This window comes from Jeongeupia wiesaeckerbachi, from assembly GCF_050916355.1.
Lineage (GTDB): Bacteria > Pseudomonadota > Gammaproteobacteria > Burkholderiales > Chitinibacteraceae > Jeongeupia > Jeongeupia wiesaeckerbachi.
On record NZ_CP136946.1, the window covers coordinates 110,744 to 127,766 of the forward strand.

16 protein-coding genes are annotated in these 17,023 nt (G+C 63.6%); 7 read left to right on the forward strand and 9 right to left on the reverse strand.

All coding sequences use genetic code 11. The features are described 5' to 3' along the window. Positions 1-69: 69 nt before the first annotated feature. Positions 70-1,836, reverse strand: a complete 1,767-nt coding sequence (locus R0382_RS00525; protein ID WP_432721535.1) for an ATP-binding protein — start codon at positions 1,834-1,836, stop codon at positions 70-72. Between the two features lie 122 nt (positions 1,837-1,958). Here R0382_RS00525 and R0382_RS00530 point away from each other — a divergent pair, with 122 nt between their 5' ends. The 3 genes from R0382_RS00530 (at position 1,959) to R0382_RS00540 (ending at position 3,406) form a co-directional block, all read left to right on the forward strand. After that, positions 1,959-2,300: a hypothetical protein gene (locus tag R0382_RS00530; RefSeq protein WP_432721537.1), complete on the forward strand. Its 342-nt coding sequence runs from the start codon at positions 1,959-1,961 to the stop codon at positions 2,298-2,300. A gap of 160 nt (positions 2,301-2,460) precedes the next feature. Further along, complete coding sequence (locus R0382_RS00535; protein WP_432721539.1) at positions 2,461-2,928, forward strand: cupredoxin domain-containing protein; 468 nt, start codon at positions 2,461-2,463, stop codon at positions 2,926-2,928. Positions 2,929-2,980: 52 nt separating this feature from the next. Further along, entirely contained in the window at positions 2,981-3,406 is a 426-nt protein-coding gene (locus R0382_RS00540) for a DUF411 domain-containing protein (protein ID WP_432721541.1), read from the forward strand. Between the two features lie 23 nt (positions 3,407-3,429). On the opposite strand, the gene motD is transcribed toward R0382_RS00540, so the two are convergent. The 5 genes from motD to R0382_RS00565 are packed head-to-tail and all read right to left on the reverse strand — an operon-like array spanning position 3,430 to position 7,139. Then, positions 3,430-4,224: a flagellar motor protein MotD gene (gene motD / locus R0382_RS00545; protein WP_432721543.1), complete on the reverse strand. Its 795-nt coding sequence runs from the start codon at positions 4,222-4,224 to the stop codon at positions 3,430-3,432. A 3-nt stretch (positions 4,225-4,227) separates the two neighbouring features. Beyond that, positions 4,228-5,169 carry a S49 family peptidase gene (locus R0382_RS00550; RefSeq protein ID WP_432721545.1) on the reverse strand — a complete coding sequence of 314 codons (942 nt, stop codon included), beginning with the start codon at positions 5,167-5,169 and terminating at the stop codon, positions 4,228-4,230. A 14-nt stretch (positions 5,170-5,183) separates the two neighbouring features. Further along, positions 5,184-5,546: a Rieske (2Fe-2S) protein gene (locus R0382_RS00555; protein WP_432721547.1), complete on the reverse strand. Its 363-nt coding sequence runs from the start codon at positions 5,544-5,546 to the stop codon at positions 5,184-5,186. Beyond that, positions 5,539-6,195, reverse strand: a complete 657-nt coding sequence (locus R0382_RS00560) for an HAD-IA family hydrolase (RefSeq protein ID WP_432721549.1) — start codon at positions 6,193-6,195, stop codon at positions 5,539-5,541. Before R0382_RS00560 ends, R0382_RS00555 begins: the two co-directional genes overlap by 8 nt. Further along, positions 6,192-7,139 (reverse strand): RluA family pseudouridine synthase, encoded by a 948-nt coding sequence (locus tag R0382_RS00565; RefSeq protein WP_432721551.1) that lies wholly within the window; start codon positions 7,137-7,139, stop codon positions 6,192-6,194. The genes R0382_RS00560 and R0382_RS00565 overlap by 4 nt, the downstream gene beginning before the upstream one ends. A gap of 547 nt (positions 7,140-7,686) precedes the next feature. Between R0382_RS00565 and R0382_RS00570 the strand changes: the two genes are divergently transcribed. From R0382_RS00570 to R0382_RS00580, 3 genes are all read left to right on the forward strand, one after another. Beyond that, a complete protein-coding gene (locus R0382_RS00570) occupies positions 7,687-10,719 on the forward strand; it encodes an Rne/Rng family ribonuclease (protein ID WP_432721553.1) in 3,033 nt (1,010 codons plus the stop codon). 275 nt (positions 10,720-10,994) lie between these two features. Further along, a complete protein-coding gene (locus R0382_RS00575; protein WP_432721555.1) occupies positions 10,995-11,750 on the forward strand; it encodes a basic amino acid ABC transporter substrate-binding protein in 756 nt (251 codons plus the stop codon). A gap of 87 nt (positions 11,751-11,837) precedes the next feature. After that, complete coding sequence (locus R0382_RS00580) at positions 11,838-12,638, forward strand: amino acid ABC transporter permease (protein ID WP_432721557.1); 801 nt, start codon at positions 11,838-11,840, stop codon at positions 12,636-12,638. Positions 12,639-12,798: 160 nt separating this feature from the next. Here the strand turns inward: R0382_RS00580 and R0382_RS00585 are convergent, their stop codons facing one another. Next, entirely contained in the window at positions 12,799-12,993 is a 195-nt protein-coding gene (locus R0382_RS00585; protein WP_432721558.1) for a hypothetical protein, read from the reverse strand. 414 nt (positions 12,994-13,407) lie between these two features. Between R0382_RS00585 and hemG the strand changes: the two genes are divergently transcribed. Continuing rightward, positions 13,408-13,941 (forward strand): menaquinone-dependent protoporphyrinogen IX dehydrogenase, encoded by a 534-nt coding sequence (gene hemG / locus R0382_RS00590; protein WP_432721560.1) that lies wholly within the window; start codon positions 13,408-13,410, stop codon positions 13,939-13,941. A 9-nt stretch (positions 13,942-13,950) separates the two neighbouring features. On the opposite strand, the gene mltG is transcribed toward hemG, so the two are convergent. Both mltG and R0382_RS00600 read right to left on the reverse strand, forming a co-directional pair. Continuing rightward, the gene (mltG, locus tag R0382_RS00595; RefSeq protein WP_432721562.1) at positions 13,951-14,979 is read right to left on the reverse strand and encodes an endolytic transglycosylase MltG; all 1,029 of its coding nucleotides are present in this window, start codon (positions 14,977-14,979) and stop codon (positions 13,951-13,953) included. Then, a complete protein-coding gene (locus R0382_RS00600; protein WP_432721564.1) occupies positions 14,954-16,909 on the reverse strand; it encodes an ATP-dependent DNA helicase in 1,956 nt (651 codons plus the stop codon). The genes mltG and R0382_RS00600 overlap by 26 nt, the downstream gene beginning before the upstream one ends. Between the last annotated feature and the right edge of the window lie 114 nt (positions 16,910-17,023).

Sequence of the window (17,023 nt, forward strand, 5' to 3'; positions counted from 1 at the left end):
TCGTGGAGAACGAAAACGGTTACGGAATGTACACGATGCCCGGCCTATTGTCTGCACCGGGCCGGCGGGTCAGTGCCCGGCGAACTCGCCGGCCGCCACCCGCGAGAGCAGCCGCGCCAACGCCTCCTGCTGCAGTGGTTTCTCCAGAAAATCGTCCATCCCGGCAATCAGGCAGGCGGTTTTTTCTTCGACCATGCCATTGGCCGACAGCGCGACAATCGGCACCCGCGGCCGGCCGGTCACATCCTCGGCACTACGAATGCAGCGGGTCGCGGCCAGGCCGTCCAGCTCGGGCATCTGCAGATCCATCAGGATCAGGTCCAGCCCGCCAGCGCGCGCCGCCTCGATCGCCTGCTGACCGTTGCTCGCAAGCCGAACCCGATGCCCCTGCGCCTGCAACAACCGCTCGGCGACCAGCCGGTTGACCGGATTGTCCTCGGCCACCAGCACCGACAGCGGTCGCGCCGCAGCGGGCTGGCTTGGCAGGGCGCTGGCATCGCACGCCAGCAGCATCGCGGTAAAGTGGAACACGCTGCCGCCGCCCGGATTCGCCTCGACCCAGAGCTCGCCCTGCATCATCCGCACCAGTCGGCGCGAAATCGACAGCCCCAGACCGGTGCCGCCGTACTGGCGTGAAATCGAGCTGTCGGCCTGAGAAAACGCCTCGAAAATCCGTCCAACCTGTGCCGACGGCACGCCGATGCCGGTATCGGCGACGCTGGCATGCCATTCGACGACGTCGGCCTCGCGTAACGTCAGCGCAATCCGCACGTCGATCCGTCCCTGTGGCGTGAACTTGAGCGCATTGCCAATCAGGTTGACGAAGATCTGCTTCAAACGCACCGGATCGCCATACAGCGCCGGCGGCAACGCCGTCTCGGGCCAGTGCAAGGTCAGCCCGCGCAATTGCGCCTGCGGACCGAACATCTTCGCCAGCGACTCAAGCAGCTCCTGCGGCGAGAACGGCAGCGGCGCCAGATTGAAATGACCGGCTTCGATCCGCGACAGGTCCAGCACATCGTTGACCAGCGTCAGCAAGGCATCGGTCGACGAGCGGATCACCGTCACCTGTTCCCGGCTGGCGGCATCGAGCGGTTGATGCTCCAGCAACTGGGCCATGCCGACGATGCCGTTCATCGGGGTACGAATTTCGTGACTGATATTGGCCAGAAATTCGCTTTTGGCACGGCTGGCCGCCTCGGCCTCGTGCGTCGCCGCCCGTAATTCGTCGTTCAGACCGCCCTTCTCGATCTCCAGTTCGATCGCCTCGGCCAGCATTTCGTTGAAGAAGCCGGCACTGCGCAGCACGGTGTAGAGAAACAGTAACGACATCACCGCAATCAGCGCGTCGTAGGATTCGCCATTGGCCAGCGCCGTCACCGTGACCGGCAGCACCAGCATCGCAGCGTAAAACTGCAAGGCAGGCAGCACCGGCGCGAGAACCGGCACCGCGCCGGCGACCATGCCGCAAACGACCAGCGAAATGACCAACCGCGGCGCCGGCGGCATGCCGAACATGAAGACCAGCGCACCAGCGCCCCACCACAATGCCACCAGCGCGGTACCGATCAGGTAGCGCCGACGCCACAGCAACGCCGAGGCCAGATCGTCCGGTGCGCGTCGATAGCCGTAGGCCAGACCGATCCGCAGCAAAGACATCAGCAAGACCGGCAGCAACCAGCCAAACAGCTCGGCTTCCGGCAGCGCATCGCGCAGGCCAAAGCACAGCAGCGAGGCGATCACGATGCTCATTACCTGACCGATGACGGCGTTGCGGTACAGCAGACGGGTCGTGCGGATCAACACATCGGGGTGTTGGCGAAGAGCGGAAACCATGGCCGGAATCATGAATGGGGGTGGCCAGTATAGTGCCGCAACTGTGTCAGCTCGACGACCGCCGCCGCGGTGGCGTCGTTTGCCAACACGGGACTCGCAACATACACTGGCGGGGTATGTGCGTGTCCTTCCTTGCCCTTCGCCCCCGACTCGGACGCTGGCTCTTGCTGGCGCTGATGTGCATGCTGCCGCTGCAGTCGCTGTACGCGGCAACAGCGGTTCAGCCTGCGCCTGTGCTGACGCACGCAACAAGCGAAGCAAAGCAAGGACATGACTGTCATGCCGATAGCGGCACCGTCAGCAAGTCGCAGTGCGATACCGTCCACTGCGCGGCGTGCACGCCGCCGATCGTCGTCCAGCAAGCGCCGGCCCTGCCCGCGCTCACCCCGATCCGCGTCGCGGCCGTCTCGCCGTCCACGCTCGACATCGTCTCCGCCCCCGCGCGCAAGCCCCCTCGGCATTAAGCCACCCCTCCGAGACGCGCTGCGTCTCGCGCCCAGCCTCCCCATTCCAGATCGACGCCCAGGTCGGCACTAGACCGACTCCGGACCATTTACTGCCGCGCGGTGCGCTGAAGCAGGCACAGCCTTGCTGCGCGCCGGCCGGCTAGCCAGGAAACACCCAATGAAAACGATACTCCTCGCCGTCGTCGCCACCCTGTTTGCGTCGTCGGCCTTTGCCAGCGGCCAGCACGCTGGTGATCACGACAGTTTCGGCCGGCCCGGCCGCGCCGCCGACGTTACCCGGACCATTCAGGTCCGGACACTCGATACGATGAAGTTCGCGTTCGAACCTGCCGTCGGCACGATCAGCAAGGGCGAAACGATACGCTTTGTGGTCAGCAACCCGGGGCAGTTGACGCACGAATTCGCCATCGGCGATGCGGCCAGCCAGCGCGCCCACGCGGAAATGATGCGGAAAATGCCGGGCATGCAACACGAGGCTGATCCGACCACGGTGTCGCTTGCCCCCGGTGCCAGCAAGACGCTGATCTGGAAGTTCGACAAAGCGGTGAGCGGCGGCATCGTGCTTGCCTGCCATATCGCCGGCCACTACGAAGCCGGCATGCACACCCAGATCAAACTGAACTGAACGCCCTCGGCCGCGCCGTTCGGGCGCGGCAAGTCGTCCAAAGGATTCCATCATGAAACACATGACCCTCATCGGCGCACTGCTCGCCTTCTCGACCACCGTCTGGGCCGGACCACAGGCCACGCTATACAAGTCGCCGGGTTGCGGCTGCTGCGGTGAGCATGCCCGCTACCTGGAGCAACAGGGCTGGCAGATCAAGCAGATCGAAAGCAACGACATGTCGAGCATCAAGACCCGCTACGGCACCGCTGCCGCGCCATCGTGCCACACGCTGATCGTCGGCCAATATGCGATCGAAGGCCATGTGCCTGTCGCCGCCATCGATCGGCTGTTGAAGCAAAAGCCCAAGGGCATCAAGGCCATCTCGGCACCGGGCATGCCGGCGAACAGCCCGGGCATGGGGCCATATACCCCCGGCACCATCGACGTCGTCGCCATCGACGCTGCCGGTCAGGTCAAGCCTTGGGGCAAATTCTAAGCAAGGACAAATGCGGCCGCGCGCTATTGCGCGGCCGGCGTCGGGTGCGGTGTTTCGAGTGGCAGCACCGCCACCTCGTCCTTGTTGTCGGCAAGGATATTGAGCGTCACCCGCCGGTTGCGGGCGCGGCCGTCGGCAGACTCATTCGGCTCCACCGGGCGGAATTCGGCGTAGCCGATCGCGACCATCCGCCGCGGCGCGATGCCGTTTTCAGCAAACAGCCTGACCACGCTGGCCGCGCGCGCCGACGACAACTCCCAATTCGACGGGTATTGCGTCGACCGGATCGGCTGGTTGTCGGTATGGCCTTCGACCTGGATCAGGTTGTCGTTGTCCTTGACCAGCTCGGCGACGGTTTTGAGCATGGTTACCGATTCGGGTTGCAGCTCGGCCCGCGCCAGGTCGAACAGCACGCTGTCGCTGATTTCGACCGCGATGCCCCGCTTGGAGTGCGTGACCCTCACCTTGCCCTGCTCGATCAAGGGGCCGAGTGCGCTGCGAATATCGCCGGCCATGCCGCGCATCTTCTTCGCCTGCGCTTCGAGTTCAGGTGCCCGGGCAACCGCCGACGCGGCAAGCCGCGGCGGCGTACCGGCATGTGCCTGGTTCGGCAGCTGGATCACGCTGATGCTGGACGGCGTCTGGTTGCGAAATGCGCTGACCAGCGAGTCCGACAACACCCGGTACTTGCCTTCGTTGACCGAAGAAATCGCGTACATCACGACGAAGAATGCGAACAGCAGCGTGATGAAATCCGCGTACGAGACCAGCCAGCGTTCATGGCTCTCGTGCTCTTCGTCGTGCTTGCGCCTGGCCATGGTTTACCGGACCGAATAGCCGAGCAACTGCGTACCCAGATGGGCAGCGGCGCTGACGCCGACACGCTTGGCAAAGCGATCGAGATAGCTCGGCTGGGTCGTGAAATCGACGACATCCTCGGCCTTGACCACGTCACGCGCCACGCTGTCGACCGAACCCAGCGCATCGGCCAGGCCGAGCTTGATGCCGGTCGCCCCACTCCATACCAGCCCCGAGAACAGGTCGGGCTCGTCCTGCGCCAGCTTCTTGCCACGGCCGGCCTTGACGGTATCGATGAACTGCTGATGAATCTCGTCAACCATCGCCTGCGCCTTGCCACGCTGTTCGGGATTCATCGGCGAAAACGGATCCATGAAACCCTTGTTCTTGCCGGCGGTGACCAGGCGACGCTCGACGCCGACCTTGTCCATTGCGCCGGTGAAGCCGAAACCGTCCATCAACACGCCGATCGAACCGACGATCGAGGCCTTGTCGACGAAAATCTTGTCGGCGGCGACGGCGGCGTAGTAACAACCCGAAGCGCAGATGTCGCCAACCACGACGTAGAGCGGCACCTTCGGGTGCTGCTTGCGCAATGCGCGCATCGCATCGTTCAACTGGCCAGCCTGCACCGGGCTGCCGCCCGGGCTGTTGACTTCGAGCACGACGGCCTTGGTGTTGCGATCGTCGTAGGCTGCCTTGAGGCCGTCGATCACCGGCACGACGTCGCCCTCGCCACCGGCGGCGATTTCGCCGTCCAGCCGCACCAGCGCGGTATGCGGACCCGTCGAGACGCTGTCGAGCTCCTTCGGACCGAACCAGCCGAAAATACCGGCCAGCACCAGCAACAGCACGCCGAAGCCCAGCAGCTTGAAGAAAATGCCCCAGCGCCGTGCACTGCGCTGCTCCTTGATGCCGGCTTGCAGCAGATCGGTCAGCGCCTGGCGCTCCCAAGGTTCTTGCATGGATTGGTGCCTTGTCAGTTCAACGGTTTGAAGTTTGTTTTCGGGTCTTGCAGCCAGACGGCGCCGTCATGTTCGACAACGTCGATCGCGGCCAGCCTGCGCCCCGGGCAAGGGCCACCAAGGCAGAGCCCGGTCTCTGGCGCATAGTAGGCGCCGTGGGTAGCGCAGACAAGATAGCGCCTTGAAAGATCGAAGAATTCACCATCGCGATAATCGAGCTGGACCGGGACATGCGCGCAGGCGTTTTCATAGGCGTAGACCTTGCCGTCGTGGCGGACGACGAAGGCCGGGCGCGTCGCCCCGCCCAGCTCGACGTCAAAGCGCACGCCGAGGCCGCCGTCGACCAGATCGGCGCCGCGGCAAATCGGTTCAGCCATCCGCCAGCACCCAGCGGGTCAGCGATGGAAAATCGTCGAAAATCGCCAGCGGCGCACACGCTTGCAGCTGATCGATCGGGTGCGCGCCGTAGCTCATGCCCAGACTGGCACAGCGCGCATTACTGGCCAACTGCAGATCGTGTGTCGTATCGCCGATCATCACCGCCCGATCGGCTCCGGTGAAGGTGACCTCAAGCAGTTGCTCAAGCATCGCCGGATGCGGCTTCGAGAACGTCTCGTCGGCGGTCCGCGTCGCGACGAAGTAACGACCGAGGCCGGTCGACGCCAGTACGCGATCCAGCCCGGCGCGCGACTTGCCGGTCGCCACCGCCATCTCGAACCCCGCCTCGGCAAAGGCATCAAGCCCTTCGCGCACGCCGTCGTACAACAGCAGCGCATGATCGCCGGACAAATAGTGATGGCGGTAGGCATCGACAATGCGCTTGATCGTGGCATCGTCGACGCCGGGCGCCAGATGCTGCATCGCTTCGTTCAGCCCGTAGCCGATCACATAGCGGGCATCCTGATCATTCGGCACCGCCAGTCCCACGTCGGCAAACGCCGCCTGGATCGACCGGGCGATGGTGCCGGTCGAATCCATCAGCGTGCCATCCCAGTCAAAGACCAGCAGATCGAAACGTCGACTCATTCGGCAAGGGTATCCAGATAGGTTTGCAATTCCTTGGGCAGCGGCGCTTCCAAGGTCAGTTTGTCCGCCGTCAGCGGGTGGCTCAGCGTCAAGCGCCAAGCATGCAGGAACATGCGCTTGAGCCCGGCACGCGGCAACAGCCGGTTCAACGCCGGATCACCGTACTTGTCGTCGCCAAGGATAGGGTGGCCGCTTTCGGCCAGGTGCACGCGTATCTGGTGGGTACGACCGGTTTTCAGCTCGCATTCCAGCAAGGATGCATCGGCAAACTTGGTCTTGCGGTTGACCACCGTATGCGAGGTCAAACCGTCCGCCGATTTCTTGACCCGACGCTCGCCTTCGGGCGTTTCGTATTTCAACAGTTTGAAGCGCACGTGACTGCGCGGCTCGGGCCACACGCCCTGCACCAGCGCCAGATAGCGTTTATCGATCTGGTGATTGTCGCGCAGCATCTCGTGCAGCTTGATCAGTGCCGAGCGCTTTTTGGCGATCAGCAGCAAGCCCGAGGTCTCGCGATCGAGCCGGTGCACGAGTTCGAGGAACTTGGCCTGCGGCCGCTGCGCGCGCAGCAGCTCGATCACGCCGAAGCTGATCCCGGAACCGCCATGCACGGCGATGCCGGACGGCTTGTTGATCGCGATCAGCGCATCGTCCTCGAACAGGATTTCCAGCTCGAGCTGACCACTGGCGGCCTGCACCGCCGTGCTCGCCGGTCGTTCGGCAACACGCACCGGTGGAATCCGCAGTACGTCGCCCTCCGCCAGGCGATAGGTGACGTCGGTTCGCCCCTTGTTTACCCGCACTTCACCACCACGAACGATGCGGTAAATATGGCTTTTCGGCACCCCCTTGAGGCGGCGAATCAGGTAGTTGTCGAGGCGCTGTCCGGCCTCTTCGGGACCGATTTCAACGAATGTGACAGACGCTTTGCTCGTTTCAGACATATTGACATATACTCGTTGGCACGCTGCCCGTTTTTACTGGCCTCGCAGGCGAAATCGCTGCGACGCCGTCCGGTCAGCGCCGGCCATTATTCCGGCCCGTTTTTCATTCCGTTCTTTGCCTCTTCGTCCGGATACGCCGGCGACTCCCTTCCCGCCGTACAGCATGCTGTACCCCTCAGCCCTGATCTTTCATCGGGCCCAGAGTGAGAGCGCGGGCATCGCCAGACGTCCTGCTTCGGGGGCCAAGTCCCGGGTTGCGGTTAACTTCGCTCACCGCAAAACAAGTAGCGATGGTAATTGATTCATACCATTCACGCACTCATCGGATTCCCGCCGGCGCCCACTCATCGGCGTCGGCCAGCCCGGCCAAGCCGGCCCCGACATTGACCCTCAAATAGTCAGATTCTGGAGCCAGAACACTCCCCGTCGCCCCGCAATAGTCTTTCGCAAGATGCGCCCGATGCCCAGTTGGCATCCCGCGACATCGCGCTAGCCGGGCGGCTGGCGTAGCCGGGCATCCCTGCCGTCAGTGCGTGCAGGAGCCCTCATGAAACGCATGCTGTTCAACGCAACGCAAGCCGAAGAGCTTCGCGTTGCGATCGTCGACGGTCAGAAACTGATCGATCTCGACATCGAAACCGTTGGCAAAGAACAACGGAAATCGAATATCTACAAGGGTGTCATCACCCGGATCGAACCGAGTCTCGAAGCCTGCTTCGTCGACTACGGTTGTGATCGCCATGGTTTCCTGCCGTTCAAGGAAATCGCTCGTTCCTATATGTCCGACGACGGCGGCCGCGGCCGCGTTGCCGATCAGCTGCGCGAAGGCCAGGAACTGATCGTCCAGGTCGAGAAGGACGAACGTGGCAACAAGGGCGCGGCGCTGACCACCTATATCAGCCTCGCCGGCCGTTATCTCGTTCTGATGCCGAACAACCCGCGTGGTGGTGGCGTGTCGCGCCGCATCGAGGGTGACGAGCGTCAGGAGCTGCGCGCAGCGATGGATCAGCTCGAAACGCCGCAAGGCATGAGCCTGATCGCACGTACCGCTGCGATCGGCCGCGCCGCCGAAGAGCTGCAGTGGGACCTGAACTACCTGCTGCAACTGTGGCGCGCCATCGAAGGTGCCGGCACCACGCAGAACGGCGCCTTCCTGATCTATCAGGAATCGAGCCTCGTCATCCGCGCCATCCGCGACTATTTCCAGCCGGAAATCGGTGAAATCCTCATCGACAAGGCCGACATCTACGAACAAGCCCGCCAGTTCATGAGTCACGTGATGCCGGGCAATGTGAACCGGGTCAAGCTGTACCAGGACGACGTCCCGCTGTTCTCGCGCTTCCAGATCGAACACCAGATCGAAACCGCGTTTGCCCGCGAAGTATCGCTGCCGTCGGGCGGCGCCATCGTCATCGACAAGACCGAGGCGCTGTACTCGATCGACGTCAACTCGGCGCGCGCCACCAAGGGTTCCGATATCGAGGAAACCGCGCTGCGCACCAACCTTGAAGCGTCGGATGAAATCGCCCGCCAGATGCGTCTGCGTGACGTCGGCGGCCTGATCGTCATCGACTTCATCGACATGGAAAACCCGAAGAACCAGCGCGAAGTCGAGAACCGCCTGCGCGATGCGCTGCATCACGACCGTGCTCGCGTGCAGACCGGCAAGATCAGCCGCTTCGGCCTGATGGAACTCTCGCGTCAGCGCCTGCAGCCGTCGCTGGAAGAAACCACCCATATCGCCTGCCCGCGCTGCCACGGCACCGGCTTCATTCGTGGCACCGAATCGTCGGCGCTGCACATCCTGCGCATCATTCAAGAAGAAGCGATGAAGGACAACACCGGCGCGATCCACGCGCAGGTGCCGGTCGACGTCGCGACCTTCCTGTTGAACGAGAAGCGCAGCGAGCTGTTCGCGGTCGAAGCCCGCCTCAAGGTCGGCGTCATGCTGATCCCGAACACGCACCTCGAGACGCCGAACTACAACATTACCCGTCTGCGCCACGACGACCTGAACCTGCTCGACGAATCACTGCCGTCGTACCGCATGGTCGAAGCGCCGAGCGAAGAAGCGTATCAGCCGGGCCGTGCCAAGGAAGAGCTGGCCAAGCGTCCCGAAGCGGCCGTCAAAGGCATCACTCCGGCACAACCGGCGCCGGTCTCCAAGCAAGATGACATCAAGCTGGAAGCCGCCGCACCTGTCGTCGCCGCCGGTCCGTCGCTGTGGACGCGCATCGTCAGCTGGTTCCGTGGCGAACCCGAAGCAGTTGCCGCCGCACCGGCACCGCAGGCCGAGCCGGCCAAGCGCCCGCAGTCGACGGGTGGCAACAACCGTCGCGGCGAGCGTGGTGATCGACGTGAACGTGGCGATCGTCGCGAACGCGATGGCCGTAACGAGCGCAACGAGCGCGGCGATCGTCCTGCCGAGCGCGGTGAAGCCCGTAGCGAGCAGCGCAACGACAAGGAACGTCGCAGCAAGCAACCGCGGATCGAAGAAGATCTGAACGCCCGTCAGCAACGCAACGAAGCCCGTGATCAGCAGCGCGCTGAACGTGGTGAGCGCAGCGAACGTGGAGAACGTAACGGTAACGCCGAGGCCCGCGAGCAACGCGAACCGCGTGAACCGCGCCAGCCGCGTGAACCGCGCGCTCCGCGTAACGAACGCGCGCCGCAACCGGCACCGGTGAAGGACGAAGCCGTCGAAGCTGAAATCCTCGCTGCAGCAACTGTCGAGCCGACCGAGGGCGCCGCACCGGTAGCCGCACCGACCGAAGGCGAAGGCCGTAGCCGTCGTCGTCGTGGCCGCCGTGGTGGCAATCGCGGTGAGCGTAGCGAGCAGACCGAAGCTCAGGCCGATGCATCTGCGGATGAAGGTGTCCAGGAAGCCAGCGCACCGGCCGTCGAAGCCGCTGCCGCCGTGGTCGCCGCCGAAGTGGTCGCCGCGCCGGTTGTCGAGCAGGCACCGCAAACGGCTCAGGTCATCGAACCGGCAGTTGAAGTGATTACCGCAACCGAGCCGGCCGCTGTTGCTGTGGCAGAGGAACCGGCTCAGCCGGCGGTCATCGCCAGCGAAGTGCCTGTCGAAACCGTGGCAGCCGAAACCGTCGCCGAGCCTGTCGTCGCCGCCCCGGTCCAGACGACCGAAGTCGCAGCCGCAGCGCTGGTGGACGCTGCACCGGCCGAGACCACGCCGGTCCCGAGCCAGGCTGGTCTGCCTTTCGAAGCCGCTCCGGCAGCTGCACCGGTTGCTCCGGCTCCGGCCGCTGCGCCAGTACTCGAAGTCGCAACGCCGGAAGCCGCCGGTCTGGTCATGGTCTCGACCCGCAACGATGTCGCCGTGACACCGGTGGTTGCCGTCGAAACCGATACCAAGCCGCGTCGTCGTCGTCGCAGCGATGCACCGAAGGCTGCGGAGACGGTTGAAACCGTGTCGCTGCAACAGGTCGAAACGGTGGCAGATGCCGCGGTTGTCGCCGAGCCGGTCGCCGCTGCGCCCGCACGCGCCCCGCGTCGTCACGCCGATGCAACAGTCGCGACCGATGCCGCACCGCTGGTGCAAATCGAAACCCGCGACGCCTGATCGATGTCGATGGAATGAAAACCGCCCTTCGGGGCGGTTTTTTTTCGCTTTCGAGACACAAAGGCCGGTTTCTTACGCCTTGCATGCCGCATTGAAAGCACAACGCATAACTCATCGAAACCCGACCGAAATCCATCTGCTATACCAGACTGCAGCCCTAGGGAATCTCCCTATACTGCCTGCCCCGCCAGCGCCTCTAGGCTCAGCAAAGAGGCCAATGCAAGCCTTTAGCCGCCGACCGAGCGGCCCCTCCCCACCAAAGAAAGGACGCCTCAATGAAACCGATCGCCTCGACCCTGCTTGCCGCACTGACCGCGACCGCGCTGCTCGCCGCAGCCCCAGCACACGCCGCCGACAAGACCTTCCAGGTCGCCACCGACGCCGCGTATGCCCCCTTCGAGTCGCTGAACGAAAAGCAGCAGGCTGTCGGCTTCGATATCGACGTGCTCAGCGCCGTCGCGGCCAAGGCGGGCTTCAAGGTGAAGTTCATCAATACGCCGTGGGAAGGCATTTTCGCCACGCTGTCGACCGGCGACCGCGACATCGTCGCCTCGGCGGTCACGATCACGCCCGAGCGCAAGTTGACGATGGATTTTTCCGACCCCTACTTCGAAGCCAAGCAGCTGATCGCGGTCGGCCCCGGCAGCAAGATCACCAAATTCGCCGACCTGAAGGGCAAGAAGATCGGCGTGCAGACCGGTACGACCGGTGACGAGATCGTGCAGAAGCTCGTCGGCAAGACCAACCCGGACATCCGGCGCTTCGAATCGACGCCACTGGCGCTGAAGGAGCTGCTGAACGGCGGGGTCGATGCCGTCGTTGCCGACAACGGCGTCATCGTCAACTTCATCGCCAACAACAAGAGCGACAAGCTCAAGGTCATCGATGACAGCAGCTTTGCCAAGGAGTACTACGGCTTCGCGGTGAAGAAGGGCAACAAGGAAATGCTGCAGCAGATCAACAAGGGTTTGGCGGCCATCAAAGCAGATGGCAGCTACGAGCGCATCTATAAAAAGTACTTCGGCAAGTAAGCGCAAGCGCGGTAAAATCCCGGCCAACAAAGCGCAACTCGCCACCACGGGTTGCGCTTCTTTTATTGCGGAAACCAAACCGAGCTTATGAATTTCGACCAATTCTGGACACAGGTTCAGCAAAGCGTCCCGCTGTTGCAGCACGTCCAGCTGCAGATCATCTGGGAATACCGCGCGCTGTTCATCGACGGCATCAAGATGACGCTGTGGATCACCATGATTGCGGTGGTCCTGGGTACCCTGATCGGCCTCTTCATGGGCATGGCTCGCCTCGCCGAAGTCAAACACGGCGCATGGAAATACCTGCTGCGCTTCTTCGTACGCTGGCCAGCCAACGCCTACGTCACCTTCTTCCGTGGCACACCGCTGTTCGTACAGATCCTGCTGATCCATTTTGCCGTGATGCCGCTACTGGTTCATCCGGTGGACGGCATCCTGATCAATGGCGATCTCGCTGCCGATTTGCGCCAGGAACACGGCGCCTTCATGTCCGGGCTGGTAGCACTGACGCTGAACTCGGGCGCCTATATCACCGAGATCTTCCGCGCCGGCATCCAGTCGATCGCCAAGGGCCAGTTCGAAGCCAGCCGTTCGCTCGGCATGAACTACTGGCAGACGATGCGTTTCGTCATCATCCCGCAGGCCTTCCGTCGCATGCTGCCACCGCTGGGCAACGAGGCGATCATGTTGCTGAAGGACAGCTCGCTCGTGTCCGCCATCGGTCTGGCCGAGCTGGCCTACGCCGCGCGCACCGTCGCCGGCGCCTACTCGCGCTATATGGAGCCCTATCTGGTGATCTCGATCATGTATCTGGTCATGACGCTGGTCATGGCTGCCGGGGTCAGCTGGCTGGAGAATCGTTACAAGGAAAGCGGCGGCATCCACTGATGCTGCAATGCTTGAGAAACGGGCCGCAAGGCCCGTTTTTCTTTTGGCGCTGGGACAGCGGCGGAGCAACCGCGCAAAAAAAACCGCGCCTTTTGGGCGCGGTCTAAGTTGCCGTGATGATTGCCGTGCTACAACGCCCCGGCCTCGGCCGGATCGATGTTCAGTTGCGATATGCCGCCGCAGCATTGCTGGCGCTGTGGCGGCTGGCCGCATAATCAAGTGCCCGCATCGTCATGCAGGCGGTACATACACCCAAGGCATTGACACGCTGATGGGTGATGCCGCAATCGCGACAGCGGACCACTTCATGTGCTCCACCACCGCGCGCATCTGCTCTACTCTCTTGTCCGTTCATGACGACCTCCTTGTAATTGCAATTGCGGAACTACGCCGCAATGCAACAACCACCTCATCGGTAGGCAGGGCAAGCGCTGCTTCCCCCGCCCGGGGGTCGAACGAGTTATGGTCTTCGGCGATTATGGGTAGGTCGCCGTGACCCGTTGCCACCATGGTCTGGCAGCCCAGAAACGCCTTGATTCTGGCGCCTATCATCCCCTTTGCTCTATTCGGGAATGCTCATTCTCGGCCTGGCCACAACCAGGCACCGTACCGCATGCAGTACATCTGCCAAGGCAAAACCGTAATTTGATTTTACGCAGTGCAACATGGGCATCAAGCCTTTTTGCGTAGTGAATTTCCCTGAGACTACACAACGGCCACCATGACCGGGCGCAAGGTGGCCCAATGCGCCGCTGCGTACGCTATCGACATGGATACCTTATTGATCTGCTACGCCAGCCGTGACGGGCAGGCGGCAAGGATTGCCGATCGCCTGGCACGACGCCGCCGCGACGATGCGGTCATGCTGTGCGACCTCACCCGGCAAACGCCCGATGCGGCGATGCTGTCGGCGGCCGACGCCATCGTCGTGATCGCCGCCGTCCGCTATGGCAGCCACCTGCCAGAAGCCGAACGCTTCTTGCAGACGCGGCGGGATACCCTGGCGTGCAAGCCGGTCGCGATCGCATCGGTCAACCTCAGCGCCCGCAAGCCAGGCAAGGACAGCCCCGAGCACAACGCCTACCTGCGCCGATGGCTGGCGAAGCACCAGCTGCAGCCGGCACTGGCCACCGCTTTTGCCGGCCGGCTCGACTATCCGCGTTACCGCTGGTTCGACCGGCTGATGATCCGGCTGATCATGGCCATCAGCGACGGGCCGACCGCCCCTGGCACCGTGATCGAGTACACGGACTGGGCCGCCGTCGACCATTTTGCCGAGAAGATCGGCCGGCTCTGCGTCTAGCCGTGCCGCTCAGCGGCCGCGGATGTAGCGGTTGACCGCGGTATTGTGTTCCTCGAGGCTGCTCGAAAACTGCGAGGTGCCGTCGCCGCGCGATACGAAGTACAAGGCCGACGTCGTTGCCGGGCGCACCGCTGCCATCAGCGAGGCCTCACCCGGCATCGCGATCGGCGTCGGCGGCAAGCCGGCGCGGGTATAGGTGTTGTACGGCGTATCGGTCTGCAGATCGACCTTGCGCAGCTTGCCGGTATACGCCTCGCCCATGCCGTAGATCACCGTCGGGTCGGTCTGCAATCGCATGCCGATCTTCAAGCGGTTGGCAAACACGCCGGCAATCATCGGCCGGTCGCCGCCGTGCCCGGTTTCCTTCTCGACCAGCGACGCCATGATCAGCGCATCCTGCGGCGATTTGACCGGGAGGTCGGGCGCGCGCTGCGCCCAGACGGCGTCCAGCTTCGTCTGCATCCGCGCATGGGCGCGTTCGAGCAGCGCCAGCTCGGAGCTGCCCGGGTTCACGTGATAGGTATCGGGGAAGAACAGCCCTTCCGGGCTGCTGGCATCGATCTTCAGCGCCTTCAGCAGCGCCGCATCGTCGAGCGGCGCCAGATCGTTACCGAGTTGCGTCTCGGCGACCAAGGCACGCCGGACGTCGCGCCAGTTCCAGCCTTCGACGATGGTGAAGGCCACCTCGACGACATCGCCGCGCGCCAGTTTGTCAATCAGCGCCCATGGGCTGGTCGGCGCATCCATCCGGTAGACGCCGGCCTTGAGGCGGGTCTCCTGCCCGGACAGCCGCGCCAGCACGCGGAACAGCAGGGCCGAATCGGTCGCGCCCTGTTTTTCCAGCTGATCGGCAATGCGCGTAACGCTGCCGGGGCCGACATTGAACGTCAGCGGCACCTTCTGCGACTGCGGCGTCACCGCATACCAGTACAAGCCACCGCCGGCGGCGATGACCAGCACGAGCATCAGCACCAGCAGCTGCTTGATCCGGCGGAGGAAGCCGCCCTGCTTTCTAGTCGTTTTGCGTTTCACGGCCATGCTGGCGCTTTGCCTCAAAGAAGCGTTGAACGGTTTCGAGTTCGCGGGTGCGGAACATCGGCGGCAGGCTCTTCCACAGCACCTTGCCGTACGGTTTGTCGACGAGACGGTTGTCGGCAATCATCAGGATGCCGGTATCGGTCTCGTCGCGAATCAGCCGGCCAGCGCCCTGCTTGAGCGTGATCGCCGCGTGCGGCAGCTGATAATCGATAAAGGCATTGCGGCCTTCCTTGGCCAGCTGCTCGACCCGCGCCGACAATACCGGGTCGTCGGGCGGCGAGAACGGCAGCTTGTCGATCACCACCAAGGACAACTGCTCGCCGCGCACGTCGATCCCCTCCCAGAAGGTCTGGCTGGCGACGAGGATGGCGTTCGGCGACGCGCGGAATTTGTCGAGCAGCTCGGTCCGGCTGCCCTGCCCCTGCAGCAGCACCGGCCAGTCGAGCCCGGCGTCCTTGAGCCGTTGCGTCACCAGCTCGTGCGCCTCGCGCATCGCCCGCAGGCTGGTAAACAACAGGAAGGCGTGGCCCTGCGTCAGTTGCAGCAGCGGCCAGGCGCGCTCGACCACCTTGGCGGTGAACTCGGGCGAGTTGGCTTGTGGCATGTCGCGCGGCACGTACAGCGCCGCCTGCTGCTTGTAATCGAACGGGCTGTCCCAGGTTTCGCAGCGGGCGTCCCACAATCCCAGCTCGTGCTGGAAGTGCTTGAAGCTGTTGTTGACCGCCAGCGTCGCCGACGCGAACACCCACGCCTTCTGGCCGGCATAAAGCTGCTTGCGGAACAGCTCGGCGATGTTCAGCGGTGTCGCGTGCAGCAGGAAGCCGTTCGGCGTGATGTCGATCCAGTGCACCGCCTCGGCATCATCCGGCTCGCACCACGCCGCCAGCGTCTCGCGCAGCGTCTTGGCACGCTCGAAGCACTTGGCCAGCGATTCGCCGCGCTCGGCCTGTTTTTCCAGCTCGGCAGCGAGCTCGGTCAGCTTGAGCATCAGTGCATCGAGCGCGTCGGCGTACTTCGGATATTTGCCGACGAGTTCATGCTGCGGATGCTTGGCCGGCTCGGGCCGGAACGCCAGGCGGAAATCGCGGACGACTTTTTCCAGCGCTTCGGCCGCCTGCGGCAGGTGGACGTAATCCTTGGCGACGACCAGTGCCTCGGCACGCGCATCGCGCGCCAGCTCCACCAGCTGGCCCGATGCGATCGTTTCGCCGAAGAACAGGCTGGCCACCTCGGGCAGCTGGTGCGCCTCGTCGAAGATCACCGCATTGCACGCCGGCAGCAGCTCGCCGGCGCCTTCGTCGCGCAGCCAAACGTCGGCAAAGAACAGGTGATGGTTGACGACGACGACGTCGGCCTCCTGCGCATCCTTGCGCGCCTTGAGCACGAAGCAGTCCTTGTGATGCGGGCAATCCTGGCCGAGGCAGTTGTCGCGCGTACTGGTCACCTGCGACCAGATCGCGGCGTCTTCGGCGACGCCGGTACAGCCGGCCTTGTCGCCGGACTGCGTCAGCTTGGCGTAGTGCTCGATCTTCTGCAGGTCGACGATGTCTTCGCGCGAGCGGAAACGGCCGTTATGCCTTGCCTGCTCCAGATGGTAGTGACAGACGTAGTTGGCGCGCCCCTTGAGCAGCGCAATCGTCACCGGCACCTTGAGCAGATCGCGCACGGTCGGAATATCGCGGGCGAACAGCTGGTCCTGCAGCGTCTTGGTGCCGGTCGAGACGATGACCTTGCCGCCCGACAGCAGCGCCGGGACGAGATAGGCAAAGGTCTTGCCGGTGCCGGTGCCGGCCTCGGCGATCAGCTGGCCGCGCTCGTTCAGCGTCGCCTCGACGGCTTCGGCCATCTGCAGCTGTTGCGGGCGCAGCTTGTAACCGGGGAAAGCCTCGGCCAGCGGGCCGTTGTCGGCGAAGAGCTCGGCAAGCGTCATGACGGAAAATGGGGAAAAAATCGCATGCCGAATTGTACCGGCAACGCCGCGCCGCATCCCGGCAAAATGGCCCGCCGGAACGGCGCGGCGCGGTGAACATCCGAGCGGGTAGCC

Coding starts and splice junctions, on each gene's coding strand:
- R0382_RS00550 (WP_432721545.1), bottom strand. CDS start 5,169: ATGCAAGAACCTTGGGAGCGCCAGGCGCTGACCGATCTGCTGCAAGCC.
- R0382_RS00540 (WP_432721541.1), top strand. CDS start 2,981: ATGAAACACATGACCCTCATCGGCGCACTGCTCGCCTTCTCGACCACC.
- R0382_RS00565 (WP_432721551.1), bottom strand. CDS start 7,139: ATGTCTGAAACGAGCAAAGCGTCTGTCACATTCGTTGAAATCGGTCCC.
- R0382_RS00555 (WP_432721547.1), bottom strand. CDS start 5,546: ATGGCTGAACCGATTTGCCGCGGCGCCGATCTGGTCGACGGCGGCCTC.
- R0382_RS00600 (WP_432721564.1), bottom strand. CDS start 16,909: ATGACGCTTGCCGAGCTCTTCGCCGACAACGGCCCGCTGGCCGAGGCT.
- R0382_RS00560 (WP_432721549.1), bottom strand. CDS start 6,195: ATGAGTCGACGTTTCGATCTGCTGGTCTTTGACTGGGATGGCACGCTG.
- mltG (WP_432721562.1), bottom strand. CDS start 14,979: ATGGCCGTGAAACGCAAAACGACTAGAAAGCAGGGCGGCTTCCTCCGC.
- R0382_RS00570 (WP_432721553.1), top strand. CDS start 7,687: ATGAAACGCATGCTGTTCAACGCAACGCAAGCCGAAGAGCTTCGCGTT.
- R0382_RS00535 (WP_432721539.1), top strand. CDS start 2,461: ATGAAAACGATACTCCTCGCCGTCGTCGCCACCCTGTTTGCGTCGTCG.
- motD (WP_432721543.1), bottom strand. CDS start 4,224: ATGGCCAGGCGCAAGCACGACGAAGAGCACGAGAGCCATGAACGCTGG.
- R0382_RS00525 (WP_432721535.1), bottom strand. CDS start 1,836: ATGGTTTCCGCTCTTCGCCAACACCCCGATGTGTTGATCCGCACGACC.
- R0382_RS00585 (WP_432721558.1), bottom strand. CDS start 12,993: ATGAACGGACAAGAGAGTAGAGCAGATGCGCGCGGTGGTGGAGCACAT.
- R0382_RS00575 (WP_432721555.1), top strand. CDS start 10,995: ATGAAACCGATCGCCTCGACCCTGCTTGCCGCACTGACCGCGACCGCG.
- hemG (WP_432721560.1), top strand. CDS start 13,408: ATGGATACCTTATTGATCTGCTACGCCAGCCGTGACGGGCAGGCGGCA.
- R0382_RS00580 (WP_432721557.1), top strand. CDS start 11,838: ATGAATTTCGACCAATTCTGGACACAGGTTCAGCAAAGCGTCCCGCTG.